This window comes from Isoptericola croceus (genome assembly GCF_029382255.1).
GTDB classification, from domain to species: Bacteria; Actinomycetota; Actinomycetes; order Actinomycetales; family Cellulomonadaceae; genus Isoptericola; species Isoptericola croceus.
The window spans coordinates 1-268 of sequence record NZ_JARLLG010000317.1 but is presented as its reverse complement, the minus strand read 5'-3'; the positions used below and the strand labels follow the sequence as shown (position 1 = coordinate 268).

The 268-nt window shown below is 42.2% G+C and carries 1 protein-coding gene; it reads left to right on the top strand.

The features are described from left to right. On the top strand, nt 1–268 hold a 268-nt coding region (locus PZC42_RS21485), incomplete at both ends, for a BREX system Lon protease-like protein BrxL (RefSeq protein ID WP_277214199.1).

The following is a 268-nucleotide window of genomic DNA, read 5'->3' as shown; positions in this document are numbered from 1 at the left end:
AAGTTCAAGGATAAGGATGGCATCCAAATCATGAAGGGATTTATGGCCAGCGGTTCGTTTGCGAGAGGTAAAGAGCATATCAATGCAAACGCTTCAATGGTCTTTCTTGGAAATATAAATGGCTCCATTGAAAACCTGGTGAAGACATCTCATCTTTTGGCTCCTTTTCCAAAAGAAATGATTGACACAGCATTCTTCGACCGATTTCACTACTATGTTCCCGGTTGGGAAGTGCCGAAAATGAGACCAGAACTTATCACTGACCAGT